The organism is Bacillus sp. TE9106W, assembly GCF_054062215.1.
Genome location: NZ_JBSSFA010000002.1, coordinates 55994 through 79508 on the forward strand (window position 1 = coordinate 55994; position 23515 = coordinate 79508).

Consider the following 23515-nt stretch of genomic DNA (forward strand, 5'->3'; position numbering starts at 1 on the left):
GTTTTTTATGTTTAATTGTATGCGTTTTCATAATAAGATAAAAACATAGAAAAAAGATAGCTTGGGGGAATTTAAAATGGCTGATATGCAAACTCCATTTGCGTTAATTTTACATGGTGGCAACGCGAGAAGTGCAGCGCTTGAAGCAATTGCTTTTGCAAGAAAAGGAGATTTTGAGAATGCGAGTGAAAAGATGACACTTGCTAGTGAAGAAATTTCAGCAGCTCATCGCATTCAAACAGATTTAATTCAAGAAGAAGCAAGAGGAAATCATGCAGAAATCAGTTTACTGTTAGTACATGCACAAGATCATTTAATGAATGCAATTACAGTGAAAGAACTTGCGGAAGAATTTATTACTCTTCATAAACGAATGGAAGAGAAAGTGATAGCATAAGATGTACATTTTACTATGTTGTGCAGCAGGCATGTCAACGAGTATGGTCGTAAGAAAAATGCAAGAAGAAGCAAACAAGCAAGGAAAGAATTATAAAATTAAGGCAGTTGATTCAGAACTAGTGAAGCTTGAAATTAAGGAAGCTGATGTCGTTTTAATTGGGCCACAAGTGAAATATTTATTTCCAGCCGTACAGTTTCTTGCAAATTCATACAATATACCAGTTGCAATTATAGACCAACGAGATTATGGCATGTGTGATGGTTTGAAAGTACTGAAACAAGCAGAACAATTAGTTTTAGCATAATTATATTTTTTTAAATATAAACATTATAATGTTATAACTTTATTTCGTTCTTTCATAGAAAAGAGAAAGAGGAGGGGTTTTGATGAATGGATTTATGAGTTTTATGGAACAAAAGATTATGCCAACAACGCAAAAGATTGCCGGACAGCGGCATTTATTAGCAATTCGAAACGGGGTTATTTCTACATTACCGTTAACGATTGTCGGATCATTTTTCGTTATCTTTTTAAACTTACCAATTGATGCATATATGGAATGGATTGCACCGTTTCGCCATATTTTAGATATTCCATTCCGATTTACAGTAGGATTAATGGCGTTATACGCAGCATTTGGGGTAGGAGCTTCGCTCGCAAATTTTTATCAGCTCAATCAATTAAGTGCAGGGTTATTATCTGTACTCGCCTTTTTACTAGCATCGGTTGAACCAATTCAAATTACGAAAGCTGTACCAGGTGTTATTGATGCGGGTAGATATATTTCAGTAGGAACATTAAGTGCGACATCTTTATTTGGCGCAATTGTTACAGCTTTAATTGCAGTAGAAATTTATCACTTTATGATTAAGCATAATATTTCGATTAAATTACCAGATAGTGTACCACCAGCAGTTTCAAATTCATTTGCAGCATTAATTCCAACATTAGCAGTTATTCTTTTATTCTGGGGTATTCGTTACGGTTTGAAATTTGATGTAAATACAACAATCACGTATTTAATCGCACCATTAAAATCAGTATTAGTAGGAAATAATTTATTCGGCGGTTTATTAACAGTATTCTTAATCGTATTCTTCTGGTCATTCGGTATACATGGCCCTGCGATTTTAGGACCGATCATTCGTCCAATGTGGGATTCAGCAATTCTTGAAAATATGGAAGTATTCACAGCTACAGGAAATGCACATCAATTACCAAACTTATTTACAGAGCAATTTATTCAATGGTTCGTATGGATTGGTGGATCGGGCTCAACGTTAGCTTTAGTAATTATGTTTATGTTCTCTAAATCTAAGTTCCTAAAAGAGTTAGGTAGATTATCATTTGTGCCAGGCTTATTCAATATTAACGAACCGATTATTTTCGGGGCACCAATTGTAATGAATCCAATCTTAATTATTCCGTTCGTTATTACACCGTTAGTGACAACGACAGTATCATATTTCGCAGTTGTTTCAGGTATGATTCCGATGATGATGGCGAAACTGCCATTTACGATGTTAGCACCAATTGCAGCGATTATTAGTACGGACTGGACAATTATGGCTGGTGTACTTGTACTTGTTAACTTTGTTATCTCATTTGTTATTTACTATCCATTCTTCAAAATGTATGAGAAACAACAATTAGCAGGAGAGGAGAAAACAGAATGCTCGGAGCAATTATCATCTTAATTACATTCGTGGTCGGACAGTGTATTGCCCATTATTCGAAATGGGTACAAAGTAAATCTTTATTAGTGTTACTACTAGTATCAGTTTTATTTATCGGTTGTTCAATGGGTGCATATGTACTGTTAGGATTGCAATCACCGTACGTAATTATTGTACCGACAATTTTATGTGCAACATGTTTATCTGCAAAATATAGATTTACGAGCATGGCATTAATACAACGTGTGAAGGAGATGCAAAAGCATGGAGCGTAAATTAGGAATTTCACTTTATCCAGAGCATTCAACGAAAGAAAAAGATATGGCATACATTTCGGCAGCGGCACGCCACGGTTTTTCAAGAATATTCACTTGTTTATTATCTGTGAATCGTCCGAAAGAAGAGATTGTAGCTGAATTTAAAGAAATTATTCATCACGCAAAAGATAACAATATGGAAGTGATTTTAGATGTAGCTCCGGCTGTCTTTGATCAGCTCGGTATTAGTTATAGTGATCTATCATTTTTCGCAGAGTTAGGTGCAGACGGTATTCGATTAGATTTAGGATTTGACGGATTAACTGAAGCGAAAATGACGAATAATCCGTACGGCTTAAAAATTGAGCTGAACGTAAGTAACGATATTGCGTACTTAGAAAATATTCTTTCGCATCAAGCGAATAAGTCAGCTTTAATCGGTTGTCATAACTTCTATCCGCAAAAATTTACTGGACTTCCGTATGACTATTTCATTCGCTGTAGTGAACGCTTTAAAAAGTATGGTATTCGCACAGCAGCATTTATTACGTCACATGCAGGTGACATCGGTCCATGGGATATTAATGACGGATTATGTACGTTAGAACAGCATCGTAATTTACCAATTGAAGTACAAGCAAAACATGTATGGGCAACAGGGTTAATCGATGATGTGATTATCGGAAATGCTTATGCGAGTGAAGAAGAGTTAGAGAAACTAGGAAACTTAAATCGTTACATGTTACAGCTGAAAGTAAACTTTGTAGACGAGGCGACTGAAGTAGAGAAGAGAGCCACGCTGCAAGAATTACACGTAAGACGCGGTGACATAACAGAATATATGGTACGTTCTACAGAAGTACGTAAAAAGTACAAAGGCTATGACTTCCCAGTGCGCAAAGGTGTACTACAGGAAAGAGGGCAAGTTGTAATTGGTAACAACTCATTTGGTAAGTATAAAGGCGAACTACAAATCATTCTAAAAGAAATGCCGATAGATGAAAGGAAAAATATTGTCGGTACAATTGCGGAAGAAGAGTTATTCTTATTAGATTATGTAGGAGCTTGGACACAGTTTACTTGTGTGGAATAGAGAAGTATAGGAGGCTGTCCGAATTTTGGGCAGCCTTTTTATCATAAAGTACTTTTTAATGTCAAAGTTTGTCGGTAAATCGATATCTCTTGTTTAATCGTTGATATATTATAAGTTACGATAGATATATTCGAAAAATCGTTGATATAATTTCAGATAGAAGTATATTTTTCTTTAGAAGGAACGCAAAAAGAGTCAGCCTCAATGAGACTGACTCTTTTTATACGAACTAGTTTAATACTTTAACTGTAACTGTTTTACGTCCCCAGTTACTTGATGTACCTTTGTCTGGCATTAAAACGTCGATTTTATTTCCTTTAATAGCTCCACCAGTATCACCAGCGATTGCTACTCCATAACCTTCAACCCATACTTTTGAACCTAATGGAATGACACTTGGATCAACTGCGATTAGTTTCATGTTTGGATTAGCTGTTAAGTTATGACCCATAGCTGATTTTACTTGGTCGCCTGCTTTATAACCATTTTCAAGCGGATCTGCTGTGTAAGCTGTTGCTACAACGCGTAACTCACGAGAAGATGATGGTGCACTTGTTTCAGTTTCTTTTGCAACAGGTTGTTGTGTAGCTGGTTTTTGAGCTTTAGCCGCTTCACGAGCCTTAGCTTCTGCTTGAGCTTCAGCTTCTGCCTGGGCTTTAGCTGCTTCACGAGCTTTAGCTGCCTCTTGGGCTTTAGCCGCTGCTTGAGCTTCAGCTGCTTCTTGAGCTTTAGCTGCTTCTTGAGCCTTAGCTTCTGCTTGAGCTTCAGCTTCTGCCTGAGCTTTAGCAGAAGCTTGAGCTTTAGCTGCTTCACGAGCTTTAGCTGCCTCTTGGGCTTTAGCCGCTGCTTGAGCTTCAGCTGCTTCACGAGCTTTAGTTGCTTCCTGAGCTTTAGCTTGCGTTTCAGCTACTTCACGAGCTTTAGTTGCTGCTACAGTTTTAGCTGTATCTTGAACTTTCGTTGTTTTTTCAACTTTTACTGCTGGTTGAACTTTAACTGGAGCTTTACCTGTTAAGTAAGGAACATGAACATAAGCTGTTTTTCCGTTATATTCAAATTGGATCCAATCATTTTCAACTTGGTGTGTTGTTTCAATTACATCATCTTGTTTCAGTTTACCAAGAATTTCTGAGTCTGTGTTTGCACCAGCACGTACATTTAATACGTTAGCTGTTACGTAGTAAGTGTCTTTTGTGTAGTCAGCGCTAATGAAAGCTTCTTTACCGCTATTCAATTTCACTTTTGACCATCCGTTTTCTGTATGTAAAACGTTAACTTTATATCCATCTAATAATTTTCCTACAACTTTTGATTCAGTAGTTGGGTTTTCTCGTACATTTAGTACATCAGTCGTTACGATTGTTTCTGCTTTAGCAGATGTTGTGAAAATCCCAAGACCAAAAACCGCTGCTGTTGCTATACCCATAAATTTTTTCATAATAGCCTCCATTGCATTTGTTTTCGTTGACCTCATTATAGCAACCATTATTTTCTTATTTGCGAAAAACATAAAATTACAAAGCTTTCGTAACGGGTCATTAATATTCTGTAATAATTCCAGTAATATCCTAAAAGCGCTTTCTTATAGTTTTTAGGGGAGGTTAGAGCATATGATGCATAAAAAAGGTAGTATTTCAATTTCTGATAGGTTAATAGTGTTTCTGTATTATTACGTAATTGTTTCGTAATCATTACAAAAATGGCGTATTTTGCTGTCGGAACAGAAAAGTAGTTATGCAAAGATAACTATTTTAGTTGTGGAGAAATAGAAATGAGGTGAAATTTAATAAAATATCGCTATAATTGTTACAAAATAAGTCGAGGTATGGAAAAAATTACGCCTTGATTTTCGACTTTCACATAGTATTTTTGCAATAATAGGATTCTATAATAGATTTAGTAGGTTAAAATAATTAAAGATGTTTATAACGTGAAACATATATAATAGAAGAAACACGATTTAATAGATAAATAAAAAACGTAGGAGTGTAAACTCCTACGTTTTTGTTTATTCATATCGTAAACATTCAATTGGATCCAGTTTTGCAGCTTTGTTAGCTGGAAGTAAACCGAATATAATACCGATTAACATGGAGATACCTACTGCAAGAAGTCCAAGTTCTTTTGAAACAACGAGTGGCCATCCAGCAAAGAATGAGACGATCCAAGCGAAGAAGATACCGAGCATAAATCCGATGAAACCACCGAGTCCTGTTAAAATACAAGATTCAATTAAGAATTGTGTTAATACTTTACCGCGCGTTGCACCAAGAGCTTTACGAATACCGATTTCACGTGTGCGTTCTGTTACAGATACAAGCATGATGTTCATTACACCGATACCACCGACAAGTAAGGAGATAGCGGCAATACCACCGAATACCATCTTCATCATACCGATTGATTCATCTAATTGCTTCGTAAATTCACCTAAGTCTTGTGCTTCGAATTTGTGCTCAAATTTAGGAGCTTTCATTTCGTTTAAAACGGAAACGGCTTGTTTTTCTACATTTTTACGTTCTGTCGGAGAGGTCATTGTTAATCTGACAGAGTCATACTCATTTACTCCTGAAATGACAGGGGCATTTTCAAGTGATGTATAACCTTCAGGCATAGGCATTCCGAAGTCGTTTTTCGTTTCGTATACACCGACTATTTTATACGGCTTTCCTTTTATATCTGTGTATTGATTTGATTCCCAACTACTAAATAATTTGTTGAAAGCTTCTTCATTTAATATAACAGCAGGGATTGCTTGGTTTAGCTCACTGTCGTTTAATTCACGACCGTGAACTAATTTTATCTTCGAATCTGTCATAAAGGCGCCTGTTCCACCTTTTAAATCAAGATTTACATCTTTTGAACCAGCAGATGCTTTTACTTTCATACTTACATCTGGATACACATCTTTAACGCCTGGTACAGTTTGCAGTCGGTTTAGCATATCAGCTGTAATTTTGGCATTATCTGTTCCATAGTCAGGATTGTTGTAGTAAATCGTTACTTCGTTATCTTTTCCTTGGCCTAACTCTTTTTTAAACTTTGCGTTAGTACCATCACCCATTGAAATGATAGTAATAATGGCACTAATACCGATAATAATACCTAACATCGTTAAAATAGAACGCATTTTATGAGCAAAGATAGAGGAAAGGGCCATGCGTATATTTTCACTCGTGTTCAAAATTAACCTCTCCAATCTTGGACGATATTTCCGTCACGAATTACAATTTGGCGTGCTGCTGCTTCCCCAATTTCACGATCGTGGGTAATCATAATGATTGTTGAGCCTTGTTTATTTAATTCGTAAAAGAGGTCCATAATTTGTGTACTTGTTTTCGTATCAAGTGCCCCCGTCGGTTCATCGGCTAAGATAAATTTCGGGTTATTTACGATTGCGCGTGCAACAGCGACACGCTGCTTTTGTCCACCTGATAGTTCGTTCGGCAGGTGAGTAGCACGATCAGCTAAACCTACTTTTGTTAAAGCAGCTAATGAGCGCTCACGCCTTTCTTTTTTATCGACTCCAGCGTAAATAAGAGGGAGCTCTACATTTTGAAGTGCTGAAAGTCTCGGTAATAACATGAAGTTTTGGAATACGAATCCGATCTCTTTATTACGAACATGTGCAAGTTCTGTTTCAGACATGTTTGAAATGTTTTGCCCAGCTAGTTCGTACGTACCTGTCGTTGGTTTATCTAAACAACCGATAATGTTCATTAATGTTGATTTACCAGAACCAGATGGTCCCATAATAGAAGTGAATTCTCCTTGGTTCAGTGTTACGTCAATTCCGTGTAATATTTGAACGGACTCTGCACCATTTTGGAAGGATTTCGTGATGCCTTTTAAGGTAATCATTGGGCGACGACCTCCATACCATCCTTTAAGTCTTTTTCCGGTTTAGAGATAATTTGTTCTCCTTTTTTCACTCCAGAAACTTTTGCTTCGCTATCTGTCTCGAATTCAACAGTAATTGCTTGTTCTTTCGCTTTACCGTCTTTTATGACGAAGACAACATTTTTGTCACCTTTTTTCACGATGCTGCTTTTCGGAACAATTGTACCAGTTGCTTCGCCAGATTTACTCGTTACGTAAACGTGGAAGCCGTTTTGTAATTCTTCACTATTATCTAATGTGACAGTGAATTGATAGTTAGAAACTGTTTTGTTTTCGTCCATACTCTTTAATGGTGTAGAACCGATTTCTGTTACTTTTCCTGTCCAAGTCTTACCAGCGACCGTTTTTGAAGAAACAGTTACTTCTTGCCCAACTTTCATACTAGCAAGCTCATATTCAGAAAGTTGACCTTTTACTTTAAATGGACCAGCGTGACGAAGTGTAATACCGCTCATACCTGTTTTTTCATCAGCAATTTTTACGATATCATCAATTACGCCATCAGCAGGACTCGTTACAGAAAGTGTGTTTACTCTCTCTTTTGCAGCTTTAATCATTTCATCAGATTTTTCAACTTCAAACTTTTTCATTTCAAGCTGTGATTCTAATTGTTGTACCTCGATTTCTGATGCTTTTAATGCTTCAGCCGGAAGACCTGCATTTTTATCTTTTTGTAATTTTTGTTTCGCTGTATCAATTTGTTTTTGGAACAATGTTACTTCTTTTTGTGCGATTTTCTTTTGCATTTCTGCTTCTGTTACACCTTGTTTAGCAGTAGGGTCATTGTATTTAAAAAGGAGTTGCCCTTTTTTTACTTCATCACCTTTTTTAACTGCTAATTCATACGTTCCTTTTGTTGGATCAAATGAAATTGTTTCGATGCCGTTTGGAATAACTTCACCGCCAAATTTTTGCGCGTTTTCAATTTGTTTTTCTGTTACTTTATATCCGCTATATGCCATTGCTACTTCTGAACCGCCGCCAGCAAATGCAAAGTATGATCCAGCTGCAATTCCGATTGCTACTAAACTAGTAATTAACACTTTATTTTTCTTCTTCATCTATTTATCACCTTTTCGTTCGTTTTAGTATCTACATTCAGTATAGAAGAGGTGAAGAATCTGACAAATCGTTTTAGCTTACAATAACCTTACAGTTTTGTAAGGTATGAATATGTAAATGTAAGGTAGAGGTTGTCTTAGTGTAAGCAAATGAATTGACGCGTGTTTTTTTTCTTACAATAATATTGTATGAAGGAGAGGAGGAAGGAAGATGGAAGCTTATTTTAGTGCGCATCCATTAAAACCGTTTATTCCATACTCAAGGCAACATGCCATTATATTATTTATTATGTTGGTGGGAATCGTTTTTTTATATCAATACCAAGATGTATTACGTCAAAATGAGTGGAATATAACGGTTCGATATGCGATTGCATTTTTATTTATAGGGAGTGAAATTGGACTGCACATGTGGGAGTGGAAAGCTGGGATTTTTGAGCTAGCTACTTCATTACCATTCGAGTTGTGTACGATTAGTTTGTTGTTAGCGTCGATTATGATCGTAACGAAAAGTTACCGTATATATGAGATTGTATTTTTTACAGGAATTATTGGTGCATCACAAGCCATTTTAACGCCAAACTTGCAGTATGCTTTTCCGCATTTTCGTTTCATTGAATATTTTATCGCGCATATATTGCTCATTTGGGCACCGCTCTTTATGACTTGGGTAGAAGGTTATCGTCCGACAGTACAATCTATTAAACGCACGATGGTATTTTTAAACATATTGATTCCGCTTGTTTCGTTTGTAAATTACAAAACAGGTGGTAATTATATGTTTTTAGCCCATAAGCCAGAAACAGCTTCATTACTTGATATGTTAGGACCGCATCCTTACTATATTATTTCATTAGAACTCGCAGCGCTTATTGGATGTTTTATTTTGTATATGCCGTTTGCGAAAAGAGAAGGACATACGCATAAAGAATCACTAGGATCATAGCCTAGTGATTTTTTTATATGAATATTTACAATTCAGAAAATTAAGAATAAAATTAGAGAGTAAATTATATAAAGAGAGAAGGGAAAACGTGGTCAAAAAAGTTTTTCTGAATGGGATGGAAGTGACGCTTCAATTTCTTATTTCGATTTTGGGTATTATTTGTTTAGGGACATTGCCGAAACTATTTTATGGATTTGAGCTGCATGCATCACAGTACATACAGAGTTTACAAGAAGTGTTTGTGAATTTAATGGACATCTCCAATTTTAAATATGTGGGAGATAAATTTTTATTTCCACAGTTGTTCGTCCATTATAAAGAAACGATTATTATTTTTTTAGCTGCTTTTTTTATTTCATTATTTGTAGCATTTTGTATTGTTTATGTAATTATGAGTAGTTCACCGCGTATACAACATCGAATTAAATCATTTCTTATCTTCCTAGAATCCATTCCAGATATCCTTCTTATTTTAGTATCACAAATTTTAGTTGTATGGTTTTTTAAACAAACAGGTTTTTTACCTTTTCAAATTGCTTCAATTGGAGGCGAGTCGATTAGGGGGTTGCCAATATTGTGTTTGAGCATCCCGACTACGATTATGTTTGTAAAAATGGTCGTGCTTCGTTTTGAAAATGAACTAGAAAAAGATTATGTACTATTTGCTAAGGCGAAAGGGCTGGGGCGCTTTCATATTTTAAATCGTCATATTTTACGAAATGTGTTGCTTAGTACATTGTTCTTTGCGAAAACGAATATCTTTTTTATGTTATCTAATTTATATATTATAGAATGGATTTTTAATACGGGTGGTATTTTTATGTTTTTGAAATCGTATGAGGGTATTAGAATTGAAGTTTTTATCGTGAGTGTACTGCTTATTTATATTCCGATTTTTATTTTATTTAAATTGTTTCATTATCTCATTCCGGCTGCGATGAAGGAGAGATTATAATATGTGGACGTATATAAAACGTGATAAAAGATTTTGGATAAGCATTGGGTTTCTTTTCCTATTAGTTCTTTTGAGCATCGGAAATACGTTATGGAATGATGGACATATTAGACAAGTTACATTGCAATATGATGCGGATGAAAATCCACAAGTGCCACCTTTTCCACCTTCATTACAATTTTTACTTGGGACAGATCGGAAAGGATATGACCTTTTACATTTAGTCATTGAAGGCGCGAAATGGACGATTGGTATATCTATTTTAATTGCGGCACTTAGAATGGTAATAGGTGTATTTTTCGGTGTCGTGCTCGGAACGTACATAAAAAGAGGATTTTCAAAAATTGAGTCTTTTTTTGATAGTTTTACAGTTATTCCGACAGTTATGATTGCGTATTTTTTTCTTCAATTTGCAAGTACATTTGGAAGTGGGGAGGAAACAACAACCTTTTTTGAAAGGGCTTCGTTTCAAGTTGTCTTACTTGTAATGCTTGTAATGCCAGTTATTGCACTGTATGTTGCGAAGGAAGTTCGTAAATTGCGAACGGAGGAATTTGTTGATGCCGCGCGCATATTAGGTGGATCGAGAAGACATATTGTTATAAAGCATCTTTTCCCGCATCTTTATATGACGTTTATACTTGTATTTTTTCAGCAGTTTACGCAGACTCTTACTATTTTACTGCACTTAGGGTTACTAGAAATATTCTTTGGCGGAACGGTTAAGTTTTTTGGACCGATAGAAGAAATAGAATCTTACACACATGAATGGTCAGGGCTAATTGGAGTCTATTTTAGATCATTAACAGTGAATCCGTGGATCCCTCTCGTTCCAATTACATTTTTTGGACTTACTATTTTTTCAGGAAATATGATTGTAAAAAGTATCGAAGAGGCGATGATGAAAGTAAGGTTAGGAGGAGAGCTAAAGAAGGATGTTGTAGAAGAGGAACAATCTGTTGTGCAGTTGAAAGAAGAGTTATTTACTTTTAAGCATACGATGTAAAGAACCTAGGAGACTAGGTTCTTTTTATTTTGTTATATTACAATATCGTAAGAGAGATGTAATGAAAATCGATAGGGGAGAAATACAATTTCGTATACACTTCATGTATAGAGAAATACGAGGGCGGGTGAAGGTATACGATGGATTTTTTAGAAGTATCAAAACGTAGTATAAAACGAAATATGAAACATTATTTTCTATACTTTATTTCATTAGTAGGCAGCATTATTATTTATTTTACATTCGTATCGATTAAACGAAATGAAAGTGTAGTAGCTCTTTTAAAAGAATCGGATAAGGTGGAAACGACATTTACGTTTGCACAAATATTGTTGATTATCTTTTTAACGATATTTATTTTTTATTGTAATAGCTTCTTTTTACGAAAGAAGAAAAAAGAAATTGCACTATACAGTTTATTAGGTATCCGTAAAGAGGAGATTGCGAAGTTACTCTTTTATGAAACATTATTAGTTGGTGCTGCGGCAAGTGTGTTAGGTATTCTTGCTGGTTTATTTATAGCGAATATGTGCGCAGGGTTTCTCGTAAAGTTAATGGGAAGTGCATTTACTTTTACATTTACGATTTCATTTTTATCTATAGTAGAAGTTCTTATAACGATAGGTGCAATTTTCTTTATTGCATCATGGAAAAGTAAAAAGTTAATTTATGAGCATCGTTTAGTTGAATTACTATATGGCGAAAATCAAAAAGAAGAGGCACCTACGTATTCAAGTAAGAAGGCAAAACGAGCGATTGTTTTATTAATTACAGGTTATATCATTGCGCTACTTACACAAGTTTTTGGATTTGGAGCAATTTTTATTACAGGTCTACTTATTTTTGGCTGTATTGTAAAAGGTACGTTTTTACTATTTGAGCAATATACAGTGAAATCACTCTATACAATCAAGGGAGATAAAACGAAATATTGGAATGGAACGAACATTTTATCGATTTCTTCATTGTTCTTTAGAATAAAAGGAAACGTAAAGATGTTAGCTTTACTCTCTTTATTAAGTGCGGTAACACTATGCACAATTGGTATGAGTTCTAGTATGTATTATGGAGCAAAGAAAACAGCAACACTTATGAATCCAGTTAGTTATGAATATGTAACCACTGGGAAGGAATTAAATAAGAAAGTTAGAGAAGAGATACAAAAACATGGAGGAATCATTAAGGGTGAAACAAAAGTAGAGTTGTTTTCGGGGCAAGTAAATATAGATGGTTCGAGTATGTTAACAGGATATTTAATTAGTGATGGCAATGTACAAGTTATAAAAGAGTCAGATTATAATAAAGCAGCTCCTATGTTAGGTAATAAAAAAGCTGTTTTAGGTTCTGAAAAGGAAGTTGTTTTATTAGATCCGTATAAATCATATAACATCGAAAAGAATTCACTTGAAGGAAATAATGTGTCCTTTGAAGGGATGAAGAGAGATGTAACAATTGTTGATCACCGCAAAGAAACAGTTGTTAGCGCGAAACTTGCACCAGTTGGACTTGTTGTTCAAGATTCGTTATTTAATAAGTTGCAAAGAGGGAAAGCTATTTCAACAGTAAGTGGATTTATTGTTGAAGGAAATGGTAATGCAGAGGTAACGAAAAATCTAGCGAATATCCTTTCCAAAGAAGCGAAATTCCAATCATTTGAAGAGGCGAGCCAATCTGAATTGCAAGATGGTGCAGTGTTATTATTTGCTAGTGTATTTTTAGGGATTGTCTTTATTCTTGCGACAGGTTGTATTTTATACTTTAAACAAATAACAGAAGCGATGGCAGAGCGACCAGCATATGCAATGTTAAAGAAAATTGGACTAACGAAAAAGGAAGCAACAGAGTCTGTAAGAAAGCAAGTAGGTGCAATATTCTTAGTACCATTACTCCTTGCGATTTGTCATACATTCTTTGCATTTTTAAGTTTGATGGGCTTTACAGGCATGTTTGAATATAGCCTTCCTTTATTAGGCAGTATAGGGGTTTATATCATCACTTACTTTGGTTACTATACGTTAACGGTCCGTTCGTACAGAAATACAGTATGTAGCGATAGAAAATAAAAAAGAAGCAAGCATGGATTTCATGCTTGCTTCTTTTTATTTTGTAGAAACTTCACCTTCAGCTTCTGTTTGCGGAATAAAGTATCCAATTATACCACCGATGATTGCCGGGATAATCCAGCCAATTCCTAAGTTATAAAAAGGAATGGTGTGTACGATATTCGCGATAAAACTTGGTATCATTTCCACATTATCAAGTGCATGAATACAGCTAATAAGGAATGCTGCGATCATTGCCCCGATGTAGACAGAAGGTTTACGTTTCGTATATTTATCGATAAATGATACGAAAATTAAAATGATTGTAATTGGATATAGAATAATTAATACAGGCAAAGTAATTTTAATTAGTAAACTTAATCCTAAGTTTGAAATAATGAAGCTAAATATACAAACGTATAGTACGAGCTTTTTGTAAGAAACATTTGTTAATACTGTTGCGAAATAGTTGGCAAATGCACTTACAACGCCGATTGCTGTCGTTAAACAAGCAAAGATAATGGCGATACTTAATAAAACGTTACCGCTTGTCCCAAAGAAGTGATACATAACAGTCGCTAATAGTTGACCACCGTTTTCAAAATTCCCTAAGTTGCCATTTGAAGCCCCGATATAACCGAGTAAGAAGTAAACAATTGTTAAGAATAGAGCGGCAATGCTTCCGCAAATGATTGTATATTTTGCGATAGATTTCTTTTCTTGTATACCGTTTTGACGAATCGCATTTACAACAATCGTTGATAGTACAAGTGCACCGATTGCATCTAACGTTAAAAATCCTTCAAGAAATCCTTTGAAAAATGGAATTTCTTTATAGTCACCAATAGGTTCTGTAAATGTTCCTGGTGAAAGAATCGCTTTTGTTGCCATAATTGCAATAATTCCAAGTAAAATTGGTGTTAATATTTTTCCGATATGATCTACTAATTTTGATGGATTTAATGATAAGAAGTAGACGACTGTAAAGAAAATCGCACTAAAGATTAACATAGAGTACCATTGGTCCGGGAAAAGTGGTGCAATCCCAATTTCATAAGATACAGATCCAGTTCGTGGAATAACAAATAGTGGGCCGATTGAAAGATAAATAATGATAGCGAATATTGCTGCGAATTTTGGGTGAACACGGCTTGCTAAAGTGTTAAAACTACCACCGGCAAGGGCAACAGCGACGATAGCTAGTAAAGATAAACCGACGTCTGTAATAATAAACCCTGTAATGGAAATCCACATATTTTCTCCGGAAGAAAGGCCGAGAAGGGGCGGGAAAATCATATTACCAGCACCGAAGAAAACTGCGAATAGTAATAAACTAATCGAAAGTATTTGCGCTGGTTTTAGAGTTGTACGCATATAAAGAAAATCCTCCTAATGAGTGTTTTTGTCGAAAATTCAAATAATTTGTCGAGTAACTGTTATTATTTTAAAGGTCTGATGACTAGAAAGCAATAGGGAATTTTGAAAAAATTAAAAAATAATGCATTAAATCGAATAAATATACTATTTGTATGTTTAATAAGAAGGATTTAACTTTAAACGTAAAAAAAACACATATCGCTAGGATACGTGTGTTAAAAAAATATTTTCTTATCACGTTCTTCTTTTAAAATTTCAACCGCTTCTCGGAAACGTTGTGAATGGACAATTTCTCGTTCACGTAAGAAGCGTAGGCTGTCATTTATGTCGGGATCGTCTGATAAGTTAATGAGCCATTGATATGTTGCGCGTGCTTTTTCTTCAGCTGCAATATCTTCGTATAGATCGGCAATTGGATCACCTTTAGCCTGTATATAGGTTGCAGTAAATGGAACACCAGCAGCGTTATGGTAGTGGAGTGCACTATCATGGTCAGCGTAATGAGGGTCAAGACCAGCAGCTTTCATTTGCTCTGGAGTTGCATCTTTCGTCAGCTTATAAACCATGGTAGCAATCATTTCAAGGTGAGCAAATTCTTCTGTACCAATATCGGTAAGTAAGCCAATGACTTTATCAGGAATTGTATAACGCTGATTTAAGTAACGGAGTGCTGCAGCTAATTCTCCATCTGCACCGCCATATTGTTCAATCAATAATTTTGCAAGTGCTGGATTACAAGTTCCTACTTTAACAGGGTATTGTAATTTTTTTTCATAAATCCACATAGTTTCTCTCCTTTATATTTGCCATGGCCAAGGACCTTTGCTCCATTCCCAAGGGGCATTAGAATAGCTGTTTCCGTACTGTTGAAGTGGTCCGTATTTTTCTTCCATCTGTTGTTTTAGTACTCTTCGTTTATAAGAAAAGTCATTAAATTGATTAATAGCTGCTGTATCGTCTGGGTGGGTGTCTAAGTAAAGCGTTAGTTCGACTAGTACAAAGTCTAATTCTTGGAGATTCTCTAAAAGTCGATAATATTCTTCTGGTAGTGGCTGGTTCACGTCAGTCGTCACCGCCCTTTTTTATAAGGATTTTCGTAATAGTCATAAAAAACAGGCCATAAAGTTCCTTTTTGTAGTGCTTCTTTCGGTGAGAATTGTGGTAAATTTGGCGGTTGAAAACCTAAATATAAATTAGGAGGGGTAGAGTAATATTTTTTACCAATAGGAGGACAAGGATCTTGAGGACTATGATATGGCACATATGATTTCATATATTTATCCATTAATAAACCTCCCTATATTCTTCATCACTACGTATTGTATTCAGACATAATGAGCATTTATGACACATATAAAAAAGTAATAGGTACGGGGGGAATGAATGTGGAGACTGTGAAACAATTCATTGTATTGGAAGTGAAAAACTTAAAGGAAACTTTGTATTTTTACGAAGGGATTTTAGGAATTAAACCTAGTTTAGAAAGACCACAATCAGATGTAACAGGGGTTTGGTATGATGCTGATTCAACGAGAATTAGTTTTGTCATGAATCGCATGTTAGGTGGACGGGAAAAAAGTGTTACAGATTCATGTGAGGATTTAACGTTTACGATTTCTAACATAGAGAAATTGAAAAAGAAGCTAGCGTTTTATGAGATTTTATATACAGAAAATGAATGTGCGAAGAGTATTGTAGTACAAGACCCAGATGGATATAAACTTCAAGTGATAGAGAAGAATGAATAGATGGAGGGGATTTGGTGGAGAGAAATTATGAAGAAAGTGCGTTGTTCGAGCATCAATTTTGGTTAAAGGTACTTACTGATCATTCGCAATTTTTACTTGATGCGTTAGCTCCGAAGGAAAAAGAAGATATAAAAAAAGCTACTTATTTTGTTGAACTATTTACGAATCTGTTAAATAAAGTTCGGAATGTGAATCTCGTGGCATTTTCTAAAGAGGCGGAACAAGCAGCAAAGGAAATACGAACGTTTAAATTAAATATTATACAGAAGCAGTTGGAAGGGAAAATTACTATTCATTTTACGCCGACTTTTATTAATCATATGGTAAACGAAGTGGAAGAGTATATAACGGTTTTAGAGTTTTTGAAGAAGGGGGAAGTTCCACCTGTTTTTCATGAACTGCATTATCATCTCGTTTGGTTAACAGATGCAGCTGGTCATGCGGGCTCTATTTCTGGTGGATTAGATCTTGTTGAAAAAAGATTAAAAGAGAAAAGTGAAGAATTTGAGAAGCACTTTGAACAATTTTATTTGAAGGCAGTTGAAATGACGGGGTATTTAAGAACAGAGCTTCATCATTTTCCTGCATTAAAGAAGTTTACAAAAGATGTTTCACTTGAACTAAAATTATTTTCACATTTTTTACATGAAGTTGAAGAGCTGGAGTTATCGAATGAAGTATTAAGTGTATTATCAGCGAGAATGGCAGATCATATGGCAAGAGAGGAATGTTATTATTTATTAAAATTAGCCCAATCATCTGGACTCGAAATGCCGAAATGTAATCCGCTTTAAAGAAAAAGAGGTCAATTTTATTTGGCCTCTTTTTCTGTTTTATCGTCTCTTTTTATTTTTGCTTGTTCAATACTTGCCTGTAATGTCTCCATAATATTGATGATGTTTGGAGCAGGAGAGATGGTTTCCGTTTTTTCTTGTTCTTCAATTTTATTTTCGATTAATTCGGTAAGAGCTTCTTTATATTCGTCTGTATATAACTCTTGTTCGAAAGGGTTTGTAAGATGGTGGATTAAATTAATTGCTGCGGTGAGTTCTTGTTTTTGAATCGGATAATTTTCGTTACTTGGTAAGTTAGGTATATTTGTTATATCGCGAATTTCATTAGGATAGTGAATAGTTTGCAACATAAGTCCATCTTCAAAGTTACGGATAATAGCTAAATGTTGTTTTTTTCTAATGGAAATATGGATAAGACCAAGTTTATTCGTACGTTCAAGAGCTTCTTTTAATAATAAATACGATTTTTCGTGTCCTGGAGTAGGGCCTATAAAATAAGAACGATCATAGAGAACAGAATCAATTTCGTTATTTTGGATAAAAGATATAATACGAATAGATCGTGGTTCGTGAGCTTTTTGCAACGCAGCTAATTCTTTTTCATCCATAATAATATATTTATGAGGGGCGTATTCATAGGCTTTTACAATATCTTTATCATCAATTTCTTCATCCGTACAATCAGGAGAAAATTTTTTATATTTAATAGGTGTTAAGCATTCTTTATGGAGACTTAAAAATTTGATATCGTTTTCTTCTACGGCGCTATATAGTTTAATTCCTATATTTAATAGTCCAAGTGAAAGTGCACCTTTCCATACGGTATGCAAATGAAATCTCTCCTTTCATTCAAAAATGATTATGTATATTATGAGATAGTAAGAAATTTCCTATACGTTTTTTGTTTTTTACGGAAGGGGGTGGGATATAAAATATATTGACAAGCCCTCCAAAATATTTTAATGTGATTGTATAAAATTGTGTATATAAAGGGGAGTAACTTATTACAGTAAAGTCGTCATTACAGGGAGAAACCCTCGGCTTTATTGGCAACGTTTCGTTGTTAGTGAGACCTTTACCAGCAATGGTAAAGGCCCCTTATTGTCTTTTTTAGGACCCTTACCATATTTGGTAGGGGCCTTTTTGTATACAAGGAGAGGAGATATAAAAATGAAAAAACTTATTAGTAGATTAAGAGTTGTATTTCATGTTCGCCGATTTGTTCCATTCCTATTTGACTTTTTTACTTCAAAAGAGGTTTCAATAAAGAAGAAAATCTTATCCGTTGCTTTTTTAGTTGGTTATGTAGCGATGCCGCTCGATTTAATTCCAGACTTCCTACCGTTCATCGGTATTTTAGATGATATTGGAATTGTGTTATTTATCCTGAACCGAATTGTAAAAATGGCGCCAGTTCAATTACAAGAAAAGCATAACGTAAACATAGGATAGGAGTTAAAATATGGAGCAAATTATTTTAGATATAATTGAGTTTTTAAAGCAGTTTTCTTATTTTGGAGTTGTATTGGCTTTAACGTTTGAATTTATTCCAGCAGAAGTCGTTTTGCCTATGGTTGGATATTGGGTGTACGAGGGGGATATGAATTTTTGGCTAGCTGTATTAGCTGGAACACTTGGCGGAACGACAGGACCGTTAACGTTATATGCACTCGGTTATTACGGTGGTCGTCCTCTATTAATAAAGTACGGGAAATACTTCTTTATTAAAGAAGAACAAATTCAAAAAGCAGATGATTTCTTTGAGAAATATGGACCAGTTGTAGCATTTGTTGGACGCTTTGTACCTGGCGTTCGAACGCTTATTTCTGTTCCATGTGGTATGGCGAAAATGAACATATGGAAATTTAGTATCTATACATTTGTAGCAATGTTCCCGTTAACAACTTTATATGTCTATTTTGGAATGAAATTAGGTCCGCATTGGGAAAAAGCGGCGGATGTTGTGGGGCAATATATGCTACCGATATTACTAGTCGTCGTTATTGTTGTCGGCGGTATTTTAATCTATAAATTTATGAAAAAAAGAAACAGAACGGAATCTATCTAGTCATTGGTATTGGTATTTGTATATTTTTTGAAAATAGATGAATAGTACAGGCAAAAGACTCTGAAGGACATACACATATAGGGAATATAAAAGAGAGAGGGGAAACAACTATGTCTTGTGAGTGCTCAGGGGCAGCATTAACTTGTTGTCCAGATAAAAATTATGTACAAGATAAAGTGTGTAGTCCGTGGTCTGCTACTGTAGTTGCAACAGCAATTGATAATGTTCTCTATACAAATAATATTAACCAAAACGTAGTGGGGACTGGTTTTGTTAAATATGATGTTGGACCAGGACCAATTACTGTAGAGGCGCTTGATTCTGCTGGTACTGTAATAGATACACAAACATTAAACCCAGGAACGAGTATCGGGTTTACGTATCGGCGTTTTGATATTATACAAGTTGTGTTACCTGCAACGCCTGCTGGAACGTATCAGGGAGAATTTTGTATTACAACACGTTATCCACTTTCATAGCAGAATAGGAGAGGATCAAAATGGGAATGAGAAGTTCCAGTTTGTCTTGTTGTTCTAATAAAACGCTTGTACAAGATCAAGTATGTACAGACTGGTCTATTACAGGTGCGGGTACTCAAATTGTATATACAAATAATATCACGCAAGAAGTATATGGTTCAGGTTACGTGAAATATGATGTAGGTACGGCTCCAATTACAGTTGATTTTTTAGTAGGTGCTACAGTAGTTGATACAATTACTGTACAACCGCAAAGTAGTAGTACTTTCACTGTACGATATTTTACGACTGTTCGAATTACTACAACCGGAACAACTGTTAATCAAGGGGAATTTTGTATTACAGTACGTTATCCAATTTCATAAAAAAGCATACCGTAAATGGTATGCTTTTTTAATTGAGGAAGTAATAAAATTGGTATTTTATAAACAACATGTAAATTGGCAACAATACTTGCCTTCTAAATATAGTGAAGGATTATGTTGGATATTAGCAATACTGACTGACTGTAAGTCTTTTCCTGTGTACGATATTGTATTACCAGGAAACACAGTGAAAATATTGGTTACTGCTCCAACGATTTCAATTGTAATTGCTTCTGTGCTGCTAGTACTATTGTAAACCGAGACAGTACCCGATATAAGTAGTATCCCATCACTTTGCCACAGTATCATCGATTGTGATGCACCTTTGGCAGAGGGCATGGTGTTATTCGTTATGAGGAAATTTCCTGCAAATTCATTTGTTACTCGCTCGCAATTTGGATTTGGAGGAGGGGTCGATGGACAAGGGTCTGGGCAAATGATAGATAAAGGAGCAAAACAGCCGATATTTTTTTTGTTATTCAATACAACCCCTCCTTTTAAGTTGTCTTTTACTACTATTAAATGTAGAAGCATGGCCGATGTGTTAAAAAAAGAAGGAAATGTTAAAAATTAAGATTGTCTAATAGGCTTAAAACTTAAATTATTATTCATGTTATAGAAAAGATTATATGTGAATAGACATGGGAAAAGAATGCTCAGACTCTTTTAGACAAAAAGTGGTTGTATACAATAGTAAGAAGAATGTTGGACTTAACCTTTAATTAACTGTATATTTACAAAAATCTAATAAAATTCATTTATTATTTAAACGACATTAATATGCTTTAGATAAAATAGCCCTTGTAATGAATCGATTATTATGAGGAGGATACACGTGGACAGAACTGCTTTACGAAAAGTAAAAGGTCTTATTGGATTATTAATGGTTTTTGTATTAGCATTTGTATCATTTCCGTGGAGTACATCAGTTAAAGCGGAAGAGAAGAAGCAAGAAAAGGTACCTAGTGAAAAGAAGATCGTTTTTCCAGTTGTAAGTGATGTACATATTAAAAATAGTGGAACGGATGATACGTTTCGCTGGAAACGAGCGATTGAACAGCTCAATACGCTTGCACCAAAGCAAGATGCATTTGTTATCGTAGGTGATTTCACAGATACAGGGTCATTGCAGCAATATGATCGTTTCATGCAAGTGTATAATGAAAATGCAAATAAAGATGCCGTGCGAATGAATTCTCTTGGTAACCATGATTATTGGAACGGTTTATCTGTAGAGGGCGCACAGAAGCGTTTCTTAGAAAAAACAGGAATGGAATCGATTTATTATCATAAAGTGGTGAAAGGGTATCACTTCCTTGTTATGTCGCCAGAAAATGGGACAACACACGGATATTATTCAGACAAGCAAATTAATTGGTTAAAAGAAGAGATGGCGAAAGCACAAAAAGATGACCCAGAAAAACCGATTTTCGTATTTTTACATCAACACATTAAAGAGACAGTATACGGTAGTCATGAATGGGGAACGCAAGATAGTGCAAAAATTAATGCGGTATTAAAAGAATATCCGCAGGCTATTACGTTTTCAGGTCATTCACATTATCCGCTAGATGATCCAAGATCGATTCATCAAAAAGACTTTACATCCGTTGGTACATCTTCTATAAGTTACATGGAAGTTGAAGGTGGTAAAGTGCAGGGGAATATCCCGCCAGGAGCTAGTACATTAAGCCAAGGTTTATTAGTAGAAGTAGATGATGAAGAAGTAACGATTAATCGTCGTGATTTCCATACAAATTCTTGGACAGGTGAGCCTTGGAAAATTAAATTACCAGCAAAGAAAGAAACTTTTACACATGTAGAAGATCGTGATAAAGAAAAACCTTACTTTGCTAAGGATGCAAAACTTGCGGTATCAAATGTAACAGAAAATGCAGCAACAGTAACATTCCCACAAGCGCTGGATAACCTTCTTGTTCACTCTTATCGTGTACAAGCTAGAGATAAGCAAACGGGCGAAATAAAGAATAAATTGTTAGCATTCTCAGAGTTTTATCGTGATCCAGTACCAAAAGATCTTACGTTTACGCTTGCAGGATTAGATGGTGGAAAAACATATACGCTTGAAGTTGTTGCAATCGATTCGTTCGGTAATGAAAGTGCGCAGCCGTTAACGGCAGAAGTTACTACGAAAAAAGATAATATTGATCCGAATGTAAAAGTGCCAAAGGCAGATGTTTTTGATGTGAATTTCTTAGATGGTACATTTAAAGATAATTCATCGTTTGGAACGAAGGGCGATGTGAAAGGGAATGTATCTATTGCATACGATAAAGCTTTAAAAACAAATGTAATGAAATTGAATGGACAAGCTAATACATTTGGATACCTTCCATTTTCAGCAGCACAAAAAGAGAAAGTAGCAAATACGTTCACGCTAGAAACTGTATTTTCAATGAATGAAATTCGCGGACAAGGTATTTTACAAAATACAGAGAGCGGCGGAATTGGCTTTGAATCTACAGGAAGTGGAAATGTTGAATTGTGGGCTCATATTGGCGGCAGTTATAAACGTGTTGGCGTTCAATTAGAAGCAAATAAAACGTATCACTTAGCAGGAACGTATAACGGAAGTGAAGTAGCTATTTATGTCGATGGTAAAAAAGTAAATAGCCAACCAGCTAAAGGGAAAGTGTCTCATCCGAACGTACCATTTGCATTTGGAGCTGATCCTGATAGCAAAGGAAATGGTGGTATTCCGTTGAATGGACAAATTGCGCTTGCGAGATTATATAGTAAAGCGTTAAGTTCTTCTGAAGTATTAGCGGCGTACAATGAGTTTTCTAACCGCACAAAGTTAGAGCAAGTGAACGCGTTATATGAAGAGCTTGGGAAAGTGAAAGAAGTGTTAGCAGGTACGTATGAGTTTGGTGATAAGCCAGGTCAATATTCAAAGGAAGCATTTCAAGAATTAGAGAAAAGCTATAATAATGCAAAGCAAGCATTTGAAAATGTAGGGAGTACGGGAGAGCAAATCGTTCAAACGTATAACGAATTAAAAACAGCTAATGTAACATTTGTACAATCTAAAGTAGTAGAACAACCGAAAACACCGAAAGAAAAATTACAAATCAATATTGAATCTGCAATAGCAGTAGTGAAAAAAGCGCAAGATGCAAATGTAACGGACGGTTCAGTGAAAGCACTGAGTCAAAAAATTACAGTGGCCGAAGCTGTAGTGAAAGATGTAAAAGTAAAAGATGCACAGGTAGAAACGATGAATCGTACATTAGAGTATACGATTTCACTTGTTGAAAAAAGCATAAACAAATAAGAGAGAAGAAAAGAAGCTTATCATGATAGGCTTCTTTTTTGTTATACTAAAAA

The 23515-nt window shown here is 35.3% G+C and carries 27 protein-coding genes; 17 read left to right on the forward strand and 10 right to left on the reverse strand.

The features are described from left to right. Window positions 1-76: 76 nt before the first annotated feature. The 5 genes from ACVWY7_RS03830 to ACVWY7_RS03850 all read left to right on the forward strand — a co-directional run bounded on the left by ACVWY7_RS03830 (window position 77) and on the right by ACVWY7_RS03850 (window position 3426). Complete coding sequence (locus tag ACVWY7_RS03830; protein ID WP_000774622.1) at window positions 77-397, forward strand: PTS lactose/cellobiose transporter subunit IIA; 321 nt, start codon at window positions 77-79, stop codon at window positions 395-397. Between the two features lies 1 nt (window position 398). After that, window positions 399-704: a PTS sugar transporter subunit IIB gene (locus tag ACVWY7_RS03835; protein WP_000275656.1), complete on the forward strand. Its 306-nt coding sequence runs from the start codon at window positions 399-401 to the stop codon at window positions 702-704. Window positions 705-786: 82 nt separating this feature from the next. Continuing rightward, entirely contained in the window at window positions 787-2097 is a 1311-nt protein-coding gene (locus ACVWY7_RS03840) for a PTS sugar transporter subunit IIC (protein WP_001013054.1), read from the forward strand. Continuing rightward, entirely contained in the window at window positions 2073-2351 is a 279-nt protein-coding gene (locus tag ACVWY7_RS03845; RefSeq protein WP_000900045.1) for a hypothetical protein, read from the forward strand. Before ACVWY7_RS03840 ends, ACVWY7_RS03845 begins: the two co-directional genes overlap by 25 nt. Further along, window positions 2341-3426 carry a DUF871 domain-containing protein gene (locus ACVWY7_RS03850; protein ID WP_000440036.1) on the forward strand — a complete coding sequence of 362 codons (1086 nt, stop codon included), beginning with the start codon at window positions 2341-2343 and terminating at the stop codon, window positions 3424-3426. Before ACVWY7_RS03845 ends, ACVWY7_RS03850 begins: the two co-directional genes overlap by 11 nt. A gap of 229 nt (window positions 3427-3655) precedes the next feature. Here ACVWY7_RS03850 and entC read toward each other — a convergent pair whose 3' ends face one another. The 4 genes from entC to ACVWY7_RS03870 all read right to left on the reverse strand — a co-directional run bounded on the left by entC (window position 3656) and on the right by ACVWY7_RS03870 (window position 8387). After that, window positions 3656-4987 (reverse strand): cell wall-binding protein EntC, encoded by a 1332-nt coding sequence (gene entC / locus ACVWY7_RS03855; protein ID WP_144507787.1) that lies wholly within the window; start codon window positions 4985-4987, stop codon window positions 3656-3658. Between the two features lie 447 nt (window positions 4988-5434). Further along, window positions 5435-6586: an ABC transporter permease gene (locus ACVWY7_RS03860; RefSeq protein WP_419146070.1), complete on the reverse strand. Its 1152-nt coding sequence runs from the start codon at window positions 6584-6586 to the stop codon at window positions 5435-5437. A 26-nt stretch (window positions 6587-6612) separates the two neighbouring features. Further along, a complete protein-coding gene (locus ACVWY7_RS03865; protein ID WP_000631358.1) occupies window positions 6613-7287 on the reverse strand; it encodes an ABC transporter ATP-binding protein in 675 nt (224 codons plus the stop codon). After that, window positions 7284-8387, reverse strand: coding sequence for an efflux RND transporter periplasmic adaptor subunit (locus tag ACVWY7_RS03870; protein WP_000728791.1), 1104 nt, complete (start codon window positions 8385-8387; stop codon window positions 7284-7286). The genes ACVWY7_RS03865 and ACVWY7_RS03870 overlap by 4 nt, the downstream gene beginning before the upstream one ends. Before the next feature lie 211 nt (window positions 8388-8598). On the opposite strand from ACVWY7_RS03870, the gene ACVWY7_RS03875 reads away from it, so the two are divergent. The 4 genes from ACVWY7_RS03875 (at window position 8599) to ACVWY7_RS03890 (ending at window position 13357) form a co-directional block, all read left to right on the forward strand. After that, a complete protein-coding gene (locus ACVWY7_RS03875; protein WP_000388691.1) occupies window positions 8599-9333 on the forward strand; it encodes a YwaF family protein in 735 nt (244 codons plus the stop codon). 88 nt (window positions 9334-9421) lie between these two features. After that, window positions 9422-10288 (forward strand): ABC transporter permease subunit, encoded by an 867-nt coding sequence (locus ACVWY7_RS03880; RefSeq protein ID WP_142395588.1) that lies wholly within the window; start codon window positions 9422-9424, stop codon window positions 10286-10288. Window position 10289: 1 nt separating this feature from the next. After that, a complete protein-coding gene (locus ACVWY7_RS03885) occupies window positions 10290-11294 on the forward strand; it encodes an ABC transporter permease (RefSeq protein ID WP_456523674.1) in 1005 nt (334 codons plus the stop codon). A gap of 140 nt (window positions 11295-11434) precedes the next feature. Beyond that, window positions 11435-13357 (forward strand): FtsX-like permease family protein, encoded by a 1923-nt coding sequence (locus ACVWY7_RS03890; protein WP_212114594.1) that lies wholly within the window; start codon window positions 11435-11437, stop codon window positions 13355-13357. Between the two features lie 36 nt (window positions 13358-13393). On the opposite strand, the gene brnQ2 is transcribed toward ACVWY7_RS03890, so the two are convergent. From brnQ2 to ACVWY7_RS03910, 4 genes are all read right to left on the reverse strand, one after another. Further along, a complete protein-coding gene (gene brnQ2 / locus ACVWY7_RS03895) occupies window positions 13394-14710 on the reverse strand; it encodes a branched-chain amino acid transport system II carrier protein BrnQ2 (protein ID WP_001260896.1) in 1317 nt (438 codons plus the stop codon). A gap of 218 nt (window positions 14711-14928) precedes the next feature. After that, window positions 14929-15498, reverse strand: a complete 570-nt coding sequence (gene cotJC, locus ACVWY7_RS03900; protein WP_000265273.1) for a spore coat protein CotJC — start codon at window positions 15496-15498, stop codon at window positions 14929-14931. Between the two features lie 12 nt (window positions 15499-15510). Further along, window positions 15511-15774, reverse strand: coding sequence for a spore coat protein CotJB (gene cotJB, locus ACVWY7_RS03905; protein ID WP_001075543.1), 264 nt, complete (start codon window positions 15772-15774; stop codon window positions 15511-15513). Window positions 15775-15782: 8 nt separating this feature from the next. Next, window positions 15783-15998, reverse strand: coding sequence for a spore coat associated protein CotJA (locus ACVWY7_RS03910; protein ID WP_000362188.1), 216 nt, complete (start codon window positions 15996-15998; stop codon window positions 15783-15785). A gap of 34 nt (window positions 15999-16032) precedes the next feature. Between ACVWY7_RS03910 and ACVWY7_RS03915 the strand changes: the two genes are divergently transcribed. Together ACVWY7_RS03915 and ACVWY7_RS03920 are read left to right on the forward strand one after the other, a co-directional pair. Beyond that, complete coding sequence (locus ACVWY7_RS03915) at window positions 16033-16461, forward strand: VOC family protein (protein ID WP_175556177.1); 429 nt, start codon at window positions 16033-16035, stop codon at window positions 16459-16461. Window positions 16462-16475: 14 nt separating this feature from the next. Then, window positions 16476-17255, forward strand: a complete 780-nt coding sequence (locus ACVWY7_RS03920) for a DUF2935 domain-containing protein (RefSeq protein ID WP_073526431.1) — start codon at window positions 16476-16478, stop codon at window positions 17253-17255. A 17-nt stretch (window positions 17256-17272) separates the two neighbouring features. Here the strand turns inward: ACVWY7_RS03920 and ku are convergent, their stop codons facing one another. Then, window positions 17273-18085 (reverse strand): non-homologous end joining protein Ku, encoded by an 813-nt coding sequence (ku, locus tag ACVWY7_RS03925; RefSeq protein WP_073526433.1) that lies wholly within the window; start codon window positions 18083-18085, stop codon window positions 17273-17275. A gap of 340 nt (window positions 18086-18425) precedes the next feature. On the opposite strand from ku, the gene ACVWY7_RS03930 reads away from it, so the two are divergent. The 4 genes from ACVWY7_RS03930 (at window position 18426) to ACVWY7_RS03945 (ending at window position 20167) form a co-directional block, all read left to right on the forward strand. Beyond that, window positions 18426-18707 carry a YkvA family protein gene (locus ACVWY7_RS03930; RefSeq protein ID WP_000733851.1) on the forward strand — a complete coding sequence of 94 codons (282 nt, stop codon included), beginning with the start codon at window positions 18426-18428 and terminating at the stop codon, window positions 18705-18707. Between the two features lie 10 nt (window positions 18708-18717). Continuing rightward, complete coding sequence (locus ACVWY7_RS03935; RefSeq protein ID WP_000435019.1) at window positions 18718-19323, forward strand: DedA family protein; 606 nt, start codon at window positions 18718-18720, stop codon at window positions 19321-19323. Between the two features lie 110 nt (window positions 19324-19433). Continuing rightward, window positions 19434-19802, forward strand: coding sequence for a DUF3992 domain-containing protein (locus ACVWY7_RS03940; protein ID WP_001277529.1), 369 nt, complete (start codon window positions 19434-19436; stop codon window positions 19800-19802). Between the two features lie 20 nt (window positions 19803-19822). Further along, window positions 19823-20167, forward strand: a complete 345-nt coding sequence (locus ACVWY7_RS03945; protein ID WP_000525823.1) for a DUF3992 domain-containing protein — start codon at window positions 19823-19825, stop codon at window positions 20165-20167. A gap of 57 nt (window positions 20168-20224) precedes the next feature. Here ACVWY7_RS03945 and ACVWY7_RS03950 read toward each other — a convergent pair whose 3' ends face one another. Beyond that, a complete protein-coding gene (locus ACVWY7_RS03950) occupies window positions 20225-20608 on the reverse strand; it encodes a DUF3992 domain-containing protein (protein ID WP_260857878.1) in 384 nt (127 codons plus the stop codon). On the opposite strand from ACVWY7_RS03950, the gene ACVWY7_RS03955 reads away from it, so the two are divergent. Next, a complete protein-coding gene (locus tag ACVWY7_RS03955) occupies window positions 20493-20741 on the forward strand; it encodes a hypothetical protein (protein ID WP_306475117.1) in 249 nt (82 codons plus the stop codon). The two genes, ACVWY7_RS03950 and ACVWY7_RS03955, sit on opposite strands and share 116 nt — an antisense overlap. A 261-nt stretch (window positions 20742-21002) precedes the next feature. Next, window positions 21003-23462: a LamG-like jellyroll fold domain-containing protein gene (locus ACVWY7_RS03960; RefSeq protein WP_139242374.1), complete on the forward strand. Its 2460-nt coding sequence runs from the start codon at window positions 21003-21005 to the stop codon at window positions 23460-23462. Window positions 23463-23515 lie beyond the last annotated feature (53 nt).

What these genes read in the sequence shown, in the direction of transcription:
- ACVWY7_RS03830 (WP_000774622.1), top strand. Translation starts at nt 77, where the DNA reads ATGGCTGATATGCAAACTCCATTTGCGTTAATTTTACATGGTGGCAAC.
- ACVWY7_RS03835 (WP_000275656.1), top strand. Translation starts at nt 399, where the DNA reads ATGTACATTTTACTATGTTGTGCAGCAGGCATGTCAACGAGTATGGTC.
- ACVWY7_RS03840 (WP_001013054.1), top strand. Translation starts at nt 787, where the DNA reads ATGAATGGATTTATGAGTTTTATGGAACAAAAGATTATGCCAACAACG.
- ACVWY7_RS03845 (WP_000900045.1), top strand. Translation starts at nt 2,073, where the DNA reads ATGCTCGGAGCAATTATCATCTTAATTACATTCGTGGTCGGACAGTGT.
- ACVWY7_RS03850 (WP_000440036.1), top strand. Translation starts at nt 2,341, where the DNA reads ATGGAGCGTAAATTAGGAATTTCACTTTATCCAGAGCATTCAACGAAA.
- ACVWY7_RS03860 (WP_419146070.1), bottom strand. Translation starts at nt 6,586, where the DNA reads ATGGCCCTTTCCTCTATCTTTGCTCATAAAATGCGTTCTATTTTAACG.
- ACVWY7_RS03865 (WP_000631358.1), bottom strand. Translation starts at nt 7,287, where the DNA reads ATGATTACCTTAAAAGGCATCACGAAATCCTTCCAAAATGGTGCAGAG.
- ACVWY7_RS03870 (WP_000728791.1), bottom strand. Translation starts at nt 8,387, where the DNA reads ATGAAGAAGAAAAATAAAGTGTTAATTACTAGTTTAGTAGCAATCGGA.
- ACVWY7_RS03875 (WP_000388691.1), top strand. Translation starts at nt 8,599, where the DNA reads ATGGAAGCTTATTTTAGTGCGCATCCATTAAAACCGTTTATTCCATAC.
- ACVWY7_RS03885 (WP_456523674.1), top strand. Translation starts at nt 10,290, where the DNA reads ATGTGGACGTATATAAAACGTGATAAAAGATTTTGGATAAGCATTGGG.
- ACVWY7_RS03890 (WP_212114594.1), top strand. Translation starts at nt 11,435, where the DNA reads ATGGATTTTTTAGAAGTATCAAAACGTAGTATAAAACGAAATATGAAA.
- brnQ2 (WP_001260896.1), bottom strand. Translation starts at nt 14,710, where the DNA reads ATGCGTACAACTCTAAAACCAGCGCAAATACTTTCGATTAGTTTATTA.
- cotJC (WP_000265273.1), bottom strand. Translation starts at nt 15,498, where the DNA reads ATGTGGATTTATGAAAAAAAATTACAATACCCTGTTAAAGTAGGAACT.
- ACVWY7_RS03910 (WP_000362188.1), bottom strand. Translation starts at nt 15,998, where the DNA reads ATGGATAAATATATGAAATCATATGTGCCATATCATAGTCCTCAAGAT.
- ACVWY7_RS03930 (WP_000733851.1), top strand. Translation starts at nt 18,426, where the DNA reads ATGAAAAAACTTATTAGTAGATTAAGAGTTGTATTTCATGTTCGCCGA.
- ACVWY7_RS03935 (WP_000435019.1), top strand. Translation starts at nt 18,718, where the DNA reads ATGGAGCAAATTATTTTAGATATAATTGAGTTTTTAAAGCAGTTTTCT.
- ACVWY7_RS03940 (WP_001277529.1), top strand. Translation starts at nt 19,434, where the DNA reads ATGTCTTGTGAGTGCTCAGGGGCAGCATTAACTTGTTGTCCAGATAAA.
- ACVWY7_RS03945 (WP_000525823.1), top strand. Translation starts at nt 19,823, where the DNA reads ATGGGAATGAGAAGTTCCAGTTTGTCTTGTTGTTCTAATAAAACGCTT.